General features: G+C 55.1%; 9 protein-coding genes. All 9 read left to right on the top strand.

Going from position 1 to position 12,022, the window contains the following annotated elements; all coding sequences use genetic code 11:
* Nucleotides 1–104 precede the first annotated feature (104 nt).
* Nucleotides 105–1,106 (top strand): PorV/PorQ family protein, encoded by a 1,002-nt coding sequence (locus FBQ85_17985; GenBank protein ID MDL1877025.1) that lies wholly within the window; start codon nucleotides 105–107, stop codon nucleotides 1,104–1,106.
* Nucleotides 1,107–1,242: 136 nt separating this feature from the next.
* The gene (locus tag FBQ85_17980; protein MDL1877024.1) at nucleotides 1,243–2,394 is read left to right on the top strand and encodes a hypothetical protein; all 1,152 of its coding nucleotides are present in this window, start codon (nucleotides 1,243–1,245) and stop codon (nucleotides 2,392–2,394) included.
* Nucleotides 2,395–2,511: 117 nt separating this feature from the next.
* Nucleotides 2,512–3,561 (top strand): T9SS type A sorting domain-containing protein, encoded by a 1,050-nt coding sequence (locus FBQ85_17975; GenBank protein ID MDL1877023.1) that lies wholly within the window; start codon nucleotides 2,512–2,514, stop codon nucleotides 3,559–3,561.
* Between the two features lie 194 nt (nucleotides 3,562–3,755).
* Nucleotides 3,756–4,871: an amidohydrolase gene (locus FBQ85_17970; GenBank protein ID MDL1877022.1), complete on the top strand. Its 1,116-nt coding sequence runs from the start codon at nucleotides 3,756–3,758 to the stop codon at nucleotides 4,869–4,871.
* A 72-nt stretch (nucleotides 4,872–4,943) separates the two neighbouring features.
* Nucleotides 4,944–6,956: an alpha-galactosidase gene (locus FBQ85_17965; GenBank protein MDL1877021.1), complete on the top strand. Its 2,013-nt coding sequence runs from the start codon at nucleotides 4,944–4,946 to the stop codon at nucleotides 6,954–6,956.
* Nucleotides 6,957–7,001: 45 nt separating this feature from the next.
* Nucleotides 7,002–8,186 carry a glycoside hydrolase family 18 protein gene (locus FBQ85_17960; protein ID MDL1877020.1) on the top strand — a complete coding sequence of 395 codons (1,185 nt, stop codon included), beginning with the start codon at nucleotides 7,002–7,004 and terminating at the stop codon, nucleotides 8,184–8,186.
* Nucleotides 8,187–8,309: 123 nt separating this feature from the next.
* Entirely contained in the window at nucleotides 8,310–9,866 is a 1,557-nt protein-coding gene (locus FBQ85_17955; GenBank protein ID MDL1877019.1) for a hypothetical protein, read from the top strand.
* A gap of 89 nt (nucleotides 9,867–9,955) precedes the next feature.
* Nucleotides 9,956–10,693: a hypothetical protein gene (locus tag FBQ85_17950; protein MDL1877018.1), complete on the top strand. Its 738-nt coding sequence runs from the start codon at nucleotides 9,956–9,958 to the stop codon at nucleotides 10,691–10,693.
* Nucleotides 10,694–10,739: 46 nt separating this feature from the next.
* Nucleotides 10,740–12,022 (top strand): hypothetical protein (locus FBQ85_17945; GenBank protein ID MDL1877017.1); only part of this gene is annotated, 1,283 nt, incomplete at its 3' end.

The raw sequence follows: 12,022 nt of genomic DNA, 5'->3' as shown, positions 1-12,022 counted from the left end.
GTGGTGAGGTAGCGCCGGCGCGAAGGCTGCGCGCCGGCCAGGCAATTTTGGCGGCGGCGCCTTTCGCGAGCAAACACTGAACATTGCAAATCCTGAGGCAGAAAATGAAAAACATGCAAAAAGCGACTACGCTCCTGCTGCTGGTCGCGCTGTGCGCGGTCGTGCCGGCGTTGGGCCAGGGTGTGGACAAAATCGCGCAGACCGGAATGAAGTGGCTGTCGATTCCGGTTGGCGCCAGAGCTTCGGCGCTCGGCAGCGCCTATACGGCGATGGCCGCCGACGCCGGTGCGGTGTTCTGGAATCCGGCCGGGTTGGCGCTGACCGAAGGCCGCCATATTTTTCTCAATCAGACCCGGTGGATCGCCGACATCGACGTCAATGCCGCCTCGGCGTCGTACACGGCCGGCGCCATCGGCACGTTTGGCGTCCACTTCATGACGGTGGACTGGGGAAATTTGAATGGCACGCGTTTTACGAGTGGTGCGGAACTGTATGAAGAGACCGGCACCTTCTCTCCGGAGAGCTGGCTCATCGGTGTCAGCTTTGCGCGGCGTGTCTCCAACAAGTTCTCCTTCGGCGGCAGCCTGAGATACGTGCATGAAAATCTCGGCAGCTCGCTGGAGGGATCTTTCGACAATCCGGAGAAATTCGAGGCCAAGATGAATGTAATGGCAATCGATTTTGGGACGATCTTCTATACCGGCTATAAAGACCTGCGCATCGCCGTGACCATGCAAAACGTTTCGCAGGAAAAGGAATATCGCTTCGAAGCCTTCCCGCTGCCGTTGACCTTCAAGTTCGGTGCGGCGATGAACGTTCTGCAGGTGATGCAATCCGCCGAGAGCGACCAGAGCATCACGTTGTCGGTGGATGCCCTGCACCCGCGGGATTTTTCCGAGCGGCTGCATTTCGGCGCGGAATACAGCTTCAAGAAGATGTTCTTCCTGCGCACTGGCTACAAAACCAACTATAACGAAGAAGACGTGACGTTGGGCGGCGGCGCCAAGCTGACCATGGGCAAGACGGCCTTTGCCCTGGATTACAGCTATCTGGCGTTCGAGAATTTCGACGCCGTTCACATGTTCTCCTTTGATTTTGAATTCTGATAGTTCATCAAAATAACTTCCCGTCTAAACGTAGCCCCCGCCTCTTGTGGGCGGCTGTCGAAGGCATTGAATTCGTGTTTGTAACAGTGTCCCACAAGGGGACAGGACTACGAAGATCCACGGAGGAATTTGAATCATGAAAGCCAAATCCATTTTGCTTTTATTTTCGAGCTTCTGCCTTTTGATTTTTCTGGGCTGCGAGGCGCCGGAAAACCCGGTATTCGGGCCGGATCGTCCTGATCCCAATCCCACCGGGATGCCGGCGGCCACGATCACGGCGGTCACACCCACGGAGGGATTTCTCAGGGATATCATTACCATCGAGGGCAGCGGCTTCAACACCACGCCGGAATTCAACCTGGTGCAGTTCGGCAACCGGACCGGTGTGGTGGTGGCGGCAAGCGCCACGGAATTGTCGGTGCAGACGCCGAATTTCTCGGATGCAACCGTTATGGTGCGGGTCGCAGTCAAGGGCTCGGAGCACTGGAGCAATGAAATGAGCTTCACCTTCAAGCCAACCCTGACCGTCGTCGATGAGGAAATTAGCTGGCCAAAGGGCATCGCCATTGATGCCGGCGGCAACGTCTACGTCGGCTCGGGCAATGACGGCATCATTTTCAAGATCACTCCCGCGGGAGAAAAGACGGAGTTTGCACACTACCCGGTGAACGGCGCGATGCATTTTGGCCCGAACGGATATCTTTATGCATGTGACCAGGAAGGGCAAATGATTGGGCGGATCTCCCCGGACGGCACATCGATCGAAGATTACTTCCTCAGCGATTCGTTGTCTATTATCGATTTCGATTGGGATGCGAACGGCAATCTTTACGTGGCGACCAACTCCGAAGGTGTCTACCGCCGCGATCCGTCCGGCGGCGTGTCCCTGGCGGCGGAATTGGGATCGCCCAAAAGCTGTCGCGTTTTCCAAAACTATTTGTACGTGACCGATATCTGGGAAACCGGCAGTGTCTGGCGCTACGAGATTACCGCGAGCGGGCTTGAAAATGGCGAGATCATTTATACCAACGAAGATTCTCCACCGACCGGACTGGAGGTGGACGACGAAGGCACGGTTTACATCTCCGAAGCCTGGGACGTGCATATCCTGGCCATCAAAACCGATGGCTCCACCGAAATCCTGTACGATGGCGAACTGGCCACGCCGATGCGCTATTTGACGCTCCACAACAAGACCATGTACGCGGTGCATCCGGGTTGGGGCGATGTCGGAATCGTTTATGCCGCCTATCTCGGCGTCGGGCAGGCGCCGCGCTACGGCCCGTGATCACATGCAGAAAAGGATGGAATCGGACGCGCGCCGAGCTTCTTGCTTTGCGCCGCCCTCAGGCGTTCGTCCGATTTCCATTATGACGCGAGCATTTCTCAATTTTACGAATTGCGCATGAACCTTCATTTTCGGGTGCACCAGGGACTGTGGTGGTTGCTGCTTTTTTTTAGTTCGACAGCAATTTCACAAAGCAAGGGGGGCAGGTGGCAGTTCGAAAATCATGGCATGGACACCGCTGCCTGGGATGCTTTGGGTGATGTTGGAACGCTGCAGAATCAAGCAAGCTTCAGCGAGGTTGCGCCGCTGCAGGAAGGCGGCGCCTACCTGTGGCTGGACAGCGCCAACGTCCATGATTTTTTCCTGATCGACGACAGCGATGATCTTGATTTTGACAACGAGAGCATCGGCATCTCGGCCTGGATTTATCCCGTCCTCTTCGAGAGAGTCCATTTTATCGTCAACAAGGGCGATCAGCTTCCCACACCCAAGACTACCAACTACTCATTGCGCATCTCGGAAAGCAAGAAGCTGGAATTTCTCATCCGCGATGCCAACGATCGCGCGCATCGTGTGACTTCCAGCTTTACGATTTCGGTCAATCAGTGGACATTTATCGCGGCGTTCTATGATTTCAACGCGCATAAAGTTTATTTGTGGAACAATCCGGCACAAGCGGTGGATACCCTGAATTTCGATCAGCCGCTTCTTTCCAATGACGACCCGCTGGCCATCGGCTCATGGTACAGAAGCGATCCCTCGACGCCCAGCACAACGGATTTTGAAGGGCGAATCGATGATGTGAGAATCAGCGGCAGGCGCGAGGATCTGTTTCCGCAAGCGACGGCAGTGGCGCGGGACGACGGCCTGGCAGCCGCTGTTCCATCCGAGATGCAGGTGTATCCCAATCCGGTCTTTCTCAGCGGTGAAGCGGGGAACCGCATCGTGCAATTCACCTCGAGTCTCGCCTCCGTGCATGCCCTCGCGGTGTATGACGTTCTGGGCCGTACCGTTTTCACGGTTTCGAGCAATTCTTCTTCGCAGCCGTTTCGCTTTGCATGGAATCTGCGAAACCAGAATGGCGAATTCCTGCAGACCGGAATTTACTGGGTGCGGATCACGAATGGGCGCAATTTCCTGACGAAGAAATTTTATGTCATCAGATAAACGGGCGGCATTTGCAGCTCACCTGCCCGCACGTGGTTGCATGCGTACCTCACTAATCTTGAAACAAGAACGGAGTTCTATGGCTCCTCCTCCCATCACCATCGCCTGCAAGAAGCTTGCTATCGACATGCCCTCACGAAGAACCGTCAGCGCGATGGCACTCGGTTGAGTTGCCTGCTCTTTCCCGGAGAAAAATGAAAATGCAAATCTTGAAATCAGTGGTACCGCTAGGTCTTATTGCGGCAATTTTGATGATTCTTGCGCCGGCGCACAGCTCCGCGCAAACTCCCCCCGATAAATTGCTGCTCAAGAACTACCGTCCGCAATCGATTTACAAAGTCCCGAACACGCTCATAGCAAAAGCCAGATTCCCCGTCATTGACATGCATTCGCATGCCTATGCCGAAGGTCCCGAAGAAATTGCGCAATGGGTGAAATTCATGGACGAGGTCGGCGTCGAGAAAACCATGATCCTGACCGCGGCCAGCGGCGCGAAGTTCGATTCGATTTATGCGCTTTATTCGAAGTATCCGGATCGTTTTGCGGTCTGGTGCGGCTTCGATTACACCGGCTACGACAAACCCGGATTTGGGCCGGCGGCGGTGGCCGAGCTGGAACGCTGCGTGAAAGTCGGTGCGGCCGGCGTCGGGGAAATGGGCGACAAAGGAAAAGGCCTTTTCTATGAACATCCGACCAAAGCCTGGGGCATGCACCTCGATGATCCGCGCATGGATCCTTTGCTCGAAAAGTGCGCGGACTTGAAGATTCCCATCAGCATTCACGTTGCTGATCCGATTTGGATGTATCAACCGATGGACTCTACCAACGACGGTTTGATGAATGCGATGGAGTGGCGCCTCGACAATCAAAAGGACATCGTCGGCCATTCCGGCATGATCGATATTCTCGAACGCGCCGTCAAACGCCATCCCCGAACAACGTTCATTGCCGTGCATTTCGCCAATCTCTCCTACGACCTTGCTAAAATGGGCGAGCTGCTCGACAAATATCCCAACCTTTATGCCGACAACTCGGCGCGTTACGCTGAGACCGCGCCCATTCCGCGTTTTGTTGCCCGGTTCTATGAAAAGTATCAGGACCGGCTGGTCTATGGCACCGACATGGGCCTCGACCGGGAGATGTACCGGATTACGTTTCGCATCCTCGAAAGCGCCGATGAGCATTTCTATGAAACCAACCAGTTCGGTTATCATTGGGCGCTGAACGGCTTTGGTCTCAGTGATCAAATCTTGAAGAAAGTTTATCGGGACAATGCGCTGAAGATTCTAAATCTGCGATCCGGAAAATAACCGGACACCTTTAACCGGAGCACAAACATGCGAAAAGCGATGAAGTCGACAGATATTGTCTTGAGGGCTGCCATGCTCGTCCTCGCCATCTTGGTTTCTGCCTGCAGTACGCAGAAATCAGCAACCGTGGACGGCAAAAACATCCAGATTTTGTTTGATGACAAGCTGCACAGCAAAGTCGTGGCGAAACTGGAGGGTCGCGCCGTCGAAGTTGGAGACTTTTCATCCAGCGAATTCGTCGTCATTTCTGGAAATGAGGTGAAAGATTTTGCTTTCGAAGGCCAACAGCAGGAAAACCTCGATGACGCCATTGGCAAAGGCAAAAAATATATCCTCACCGGCAGCAACGCGGCGCTGCGCAAAGAGATTGCCGTTTCGCTTTATGATGATTTCCCGAGCATGGCGGTGTATCAGGTTTCCTACACCAACACCGGCGATGCCGAAGTAACCATCGACGGCTGGACGAACAGTCACTACACGATCTCCGCGCGTGAGACGGACGACCCGCGCTTCTGGTCTTATCAAAGCGGATCCTATGAATCCCGGGCGGACTGGGTGTTGCCGCTCAAAGCGGGTTTCTCACAAGAAAACTTCATGGGCATGAACGCCTCCGACTACGGCGGCGGCACGCCGGTGGTTGATGTTTGGAATCGCAACGTCGGCATCGGCGTCGGTCATCTCGAAATGGTGCCGAAACTGGTGTCGCTGCCGGTGAGCATGATGGACTCCACCACCGCGTCGTTGGGCGTCCAATTCAAAATGAAGAAGACGCTCAAGCCCGGAGAATCACTCATCACTCTGCCGACTTTCGTGAGCGTTCACCGCGGTGACTATTTTCAAACCCTGGCGGATTATCGCCGGCTGATGATCAAGCAGGGCATTGCGTTCCACGAGCCGCCGGCCTCGACCTATGAGCCGGAATGGTGCGCCTGGGGTTATGAGCGCAAGTTCACCATGGATCAAGTCGTGAACACGCTGCCGATGGCAAAGAAGCTCGGTTATCAATGGGCAACGCTCGACGACGGCTGGCAAACCGCGGAAGGCGATTGGTATCTCGACCCGAAGAAATTCCCGCGCGGCGATGCCGACATGATCAACTTCGTGAAGCAGATGAACGCACAAGGATTGAAATCAAAACTGTGGTGGGCGCCATTGGCGGTCGATCCGGGCACGGATCTGATCAAGCAGCATCCCGAGTATCTGTTGCTGAATGAAGACGGCTCGCGACAGGACATCAGTTGGTGGGATGCCTACTATTTGTGCCCCGCTTATCCGCCGGTGCAGGAGTACACCAAAAATCTCGTCAAGACTTTCATGCAGACCTGGGGATTCGAAGGTTTGAAGATCGACGGGCAACACTTGAACGGCGCGCCGCCGTGTTACAATCCGGCGCATCAGCACGCCTATCCCGAAGAGTCGGTCGAGAAGATGCCGGAGTTTTTCAAGGTGATCTATGAAACCGCAATAAGCATTCATCCCAATGCCGTCGTGCAAATCTGTCCGTGCGGCACGGCATTTTCGTTTTTCACCATGCCCTATATGAATCAATCGGTGTCTTCGGATCCCGAAAGCTCGTGGCAGATTCGCTTGAAGGGCAAGACGCTCAAAGCGTTGATGGGACCGAACGCGGCCTATTATGGCGATCATGTGGAGCTGAGCGATGGCCGCGATGACTTTGGCACCACGGTCGGCATCGGCGGCATCATCGGCACGAAGTTCACCTGGCCGGTGGGCGCCAAGAAGGATTCCAAAGTCGACCTGACGCCCGAGCGTGAGGCGGTGTGGGCGAAATGGTCGGAAGTGTATCACGCGAAAATGCTGCCTGCCGGCACTTATCTCGGCAGCCTGTACGACATCGGCTTTGACAAACCCGAGACCCATGCGATTCAAAAAGATGGCAGGATGTATTATGCCTTCTATGCGAACGAATGGAATGGTGAGGTGGAGCTTCGCGGTCTTGAAGCTCGCAGCTACCGCGTGCTGGATTATGTCGATCAAAAAGACTACGGCATGGTGACCGGGCCGGCGGCAAAACTTGCGGTGCAATTCAGCCGGAATCTGTTGCTCGAAGCGGTTCCCGAATAAAAGGCCGATGGCTGGCACGTTGAGATCAGCTAACGAGAGGTGACGATGGTCAGACTTCTGAAATGGACTTTGATTCCTGCGCTCTTTCTTTTTTCGACCCCGCTCATTGGACAGCAAAAGGAGATCAACGGTTATTTCCCCTCATGGAAATGGCAACAGAATCGCGAGCGTCTGAACCATCGCTTGATACCCTATCAGAAGTTGACCATCGTTACCTACGCGTTTTTCTATCCCTTGGAAAGTGGTGAAATCGTTGGGATGGACCCGGTAGCCGATGACTTTCTTCTCAAAGGCAAAACGGATTCTCTCTCCGGTCGCCTCGAGCCGAATGATTCAATGGTCGCCCTTGCGCATCGTCACGGTGCCAAGATGGTTCTCGCGATCGGCGGCTGGGAAAATTCGAATAATTTTCCGCAGGTTGCTGCCGATCCTGGGAAGCGAGCCAAATTCGCGCAAAGCTGTATCAAGCAGATTACCGAATATGGTTTTGACGGCATCGATGTCGATTGGGAATTTCCCGGTTACGTTCGCCACAAAGGCACGCCGCAAGACAAACAGAATTTTACTTTGTTGTTGCAAGCCGTGAGAGACAGTCTGCAAGCGCTTGGCAAGAGAACCGGCAAGTACTATCTGCTCTCAGCCTCCCTGCCCGCGGCGGCCGGCCATTTGCCCGATATCGAGGTGCAGAAGATCACCGCGATTTTGGATCGTCTCAATATCATGACGTATGATCTCTTTGGACCCTGGGGCAAGATCAGCAATCATAACTCCGCGCTCTTCGGCCCGGCGCAAGGCGATTCCGCCCGCTGTGTGGACGGCGCCTTCAAGCTTTATCACAACGAGCATCAAGTCCCTGCGGAGAAAATCAACCTGGGGGTTGCTTTCTACGGGCATGCCTACGCCAATTGCACGCAAATCTATGCCGAGCATGGCGGAGCAGAGACCAAACTCTTTCCGGCAGATGATGGCATACCCTACGCCCACATCGCTGAACGCCTCGATCTGTTCAAACGCCTGTGGGACGACAAAGCGCAGGCGCCTTACCTAGTGAGTGAATCGCAAAGAATTCTCGTTTCGTACGACGACGAGGAGTCAGTTGCCCGCAAAGCGGATTACGTGAAGGAAAAAAGCGCTGCCGGACTGATTGTTTGGACATTGCAGGGAGATTGTTTGAAAGATGGGAGGACGCCATTGCTCGATGCGATCTACAACAGATTTGCCGCGCAGTGAAGATTTCGGAAGCGAAACGTAGCGCAGTCTGCCAGACTGCAAACGAACCAAGCATCAAGCTGGAAAAAAACTTCGCGGTCGCGCTGGTTTTTCCAGAGTAATATTATGACGAGGTGATATTTCATGAAACGACGAACCTTCCTGCAAACCACCGGCGCGGCGGCGTTGGCCGCCGGAATTGGCGTGAAAAAAGCCAGCGCGCACATTCCTTCACACAATTGGGACAAATATGATTTTGGCTCCGGGCCGACGGTAAAAGATCGGCTCTATCAAGGACCGTTTCCACAATATGCGCCGGAGGAATTTTTGCCCGGCAGCGAAGTGGTAATGACCACATCGCCTTCGAAAGATATTGTGCCGAATTTCGGCATGGGGCTGACGGTGTACATCTCCGGCGATTATTGGCCGCCGCGCACTCAAGGCGATGCAATCGAGAAATATTGTGAGGATTTGATCAAAATTCCCTTTGCGCAAAAAATTTACATCCGCCTGAATTGGCGCGATGTGCAGAAGCAACCCGGCAAACTGGATTTCCCCGAGGGCTGGAAGATCACGTTCGATCTTGCCAAGCGCTACAACAAGCGCGTCGGTTTTCGCATCATGCTGGAGAATCCGGATTTTCCCGAGCCGGGGATGCCCGAGTTCTTGATGAACAAGGTTCCTTATGTGAAACTCAAAGGCGAATGGAAGGGCAATCCGCAAAATCCGCGCTACCAAAAAGAACACCGCATGCCGCGCTATGATCATGCCGATTATCTGGCGGCCTTCCGCGAGCTGAATGCGTTGCTCGCCGATGAGTTGAACGGCAATCCACTGGTGGAGTACATGGACACGTTCATGTACGGCTTCTGGGGCGAAGGCCATTCCTGGCCGTTCGACGGCAATCCCTTCCCCGATAACAAGATCGCCGAAGAGACTTTCGTCAAAATGTTCGAGATGCAGTTGGAAGCATGGACCAAAACCCCGCTGGTCACCAACACCCAGCCGGACTTCAGTTTGGTCGGCAATTCCGAATTGCTCGATCGCACCATTCGCACCCACAACTGGATTCGCACCGACACCATTTTTATCGAGAATGAACAGATCGAAGCGTTGAGCAACCGCCCGCCCTGGGTTGCCGCCATCAGCGAAGTCGGCATGACCACGGTTGCGCCCGAGGCGCTGGTGATCGACGAAGGCGTCACCCGCACCGAGAACATCATCGCACACGTGTTGGATATCGGCGCGAATTACTGGTCGCTGTGGCACTGGCACAACATTGCCGCGAAGAACATCATGGACTACTACGAGAAATATCCGGAGCACATCGATCAGATCGCGCGCCGCGTCGGCTATCGCGTTCGGCCCTCGTGGATCTGGCATTTCGAGAAAGATGGTTATCCGGGATTGGTGATCGGCTTCGTGAACAACGGTATTGCCTGTGTCCCGGGTGTGTTGCGGGTCACGGCCTTCAGCGACGATGGCAAAGTTCAGGTCAGCGGCTGTCTGGATCCGGGCTATCCGATGACGCGCGGCGTGCGCCAGGCGATGCTAATGCTGCCCAAAGGCACGGACTGGAAGGGATTGAAGCTGAAGGGCGAGCTTGAAGTCAAGGGTGTGCGTTATCCGCTGCGCTGGGCATGCCATCAGAAGCTCAATGATGATGGCAGCCTGACCCTGCGCCCGACCACGGGTGTGTGAAACGAACGGCGCAGCGACGCGGCATGCCGTATCCCTGCTGCGCTTGATGTTTTCCGGAATTGGCGGCAGCAATAAATTGGAAGAAATGCATGTTCATACTGCCCAGCGGCTTGTTCGTCACGATCCTCGGGATACTTCTGTTTTGGTTTGTGGCGTGCACGCCAATCGCCGAAGACAAGTTCGATGCGCTCAAAATCAGCAGTACGCCTGATTTCGAATTGACCGGTGATGGCAGCGCAGCGCATTGGGCCACAGCCGAGTGGATGACAATTCCGCAAAGAAAAGTGTTCGGTACTCCGCAGTCAACACAGATCAAAATCCTGTATTCGCCGAATGGCATTTATTTTCTCTTCAAGTGTGAAGATCAACGCCTGACCGCGACGATGACCGAGGATTTTCTTGATTTGTGGAATGAAGACGTGATCGAGGTTTTCCTGTGGACGGATGAAAGCTTTCCAGCTTACTTTGAATATGAGTTGTCGCCGCTGAATCACGAACTGCCCATTTTGGTTCCCAACAACAAGGGCGATTTCTGGGGATGGCGTCCCTGGCATTATGAAGGAAGCAGACTGACCCGGCACATGACAAGCGTGCAAGGCGGTGAGAAACAAAGCGGCGCCGCTATCGCCGGCTGGATGGCTGAATTTTTCATTCCCTATGATCTGCTCAAGCCGCTGGGCAATGTGCCGCCACAGTCCGGCACCAGATGGCGGGCGAACTTCTACCGCTGTGACTACGACTCTGGACAAATGGCAACGTGGGAATGGCAGGCCATCGAGTTCAGATTTCATGAATACGAAAAATTCGGAACGCTGATCTTTGAATGAATGTCCGGTGAGGTCCGACAACCACCTCAGCGAAAGGTGCTTCGCGATGATGATACCGGTGATCCGCAATACTGCGGCCGTGCTGCTGTTGCTTTGTTCTTGCGAATTGCTGCGCGGGCAGGATATCGGCGCCTCGGCGTCTGGCAAAAATGGAATTGTTGCTGCCGGCAAGCCAGAGGCAGTGGTCGCTGGTACCGCCATCCTGCAGGCCGGCGGCAATGCAGCGGATGCTGCAGTCGCGACGTTGCTCGTGCTCAGTGTCAAACACATCGGCGCTTTTTGCATCGGCGGGGAAGTGCCGCTGATGATTTATGATGCAAAGAAGCGCGAAGTGAAAGTGCTCGCCGGCCAGGGCGCTGCGCCGAAAGATTCGCTGGCGATGGCGTGGTACTATAAAAATGGAATACCTGGCGACGACATGCGCGCCGCAGCAGTGCCCGCGGTCATTGATCTGTGCGTGACCGCGTTGAGCCGATACGGCACCATGTCCTTCGAACAAGTTGCGGCGCCGGCGCTCGCCCTGCTCGAGGCCGGCGGACCAAACTGGTACCGCGACACCGGCAGCGGCGACACCCTCGACGGCCTCAGCGGCAAGAAGATCGACAGTCGTCTTTTGAATGCAGACACCGGCGGCAGAAGCTGGTATGCTGATCTTGCCGTCACATTGCGCAAACTTGTCGCTGCCGAGCGCACCGCCGGCGGTCCGCGGGAAGCGAAGCTGCAAGCTGTCGCCGATCGGTTTTATCGCGGCGACATCGCCGATGATTTAGTTGAATGGTACATTGCACGCGGCGGGTTCTTGCGCAAGCGCGATCTTGCCGAGCATGTCACCCGCGTCGAAGATCCGGTGACGATCGACTACCGTGGTTACACCATTCTCAAATGCGACACCTGGACGCAGGGGCCCTACCTCAGCCAGTCACTGCGCCTGCTTGAAGGCTTCGACCTCAAGCGCATGGGATTTCTCACCGCTGACTACATCCACGTCGTTATTGAAGCGATGAAGCTGGCGCTGGCCGATCGCGACGAGTATTATGGCGATCCGCTGTTTTCAGAAGTTCCTCTGAAAGCCCTGTTTTCTGATGAATACACCAAACTGCGCCGGCAGCTCATTGACATGAACCATGCCTCACGCGAGCTGCGTCCCGGCGATCCGGTCAACATGCGCGCCATTTTGCAGCGGAAGCCGCGCACATTTCCAAATTCAGGCGGCACCACCACCTGCGTGGTTGCCGATCGCTGGGGCAATGTGGTGGCCGCAACGCCCAGCGGCCTGAGCAGCATCGAAGGCTCGGGCGGATCGACCGGCGTCACGCACGGCACGCGCCT

The organism is Cytophagia bacterium CHB2, from assembly GCA_030263535.1.
Classification (GTDB): Bacteria; Zhuqueibacterota; Zhuqueibacteria; order Zhuqueibacterales; family Zhuqueibacteraceae; genus Coneutiohabitans.
This window is presented reverse-complemented; position numbering and strand designations above follow the sequence as displayed.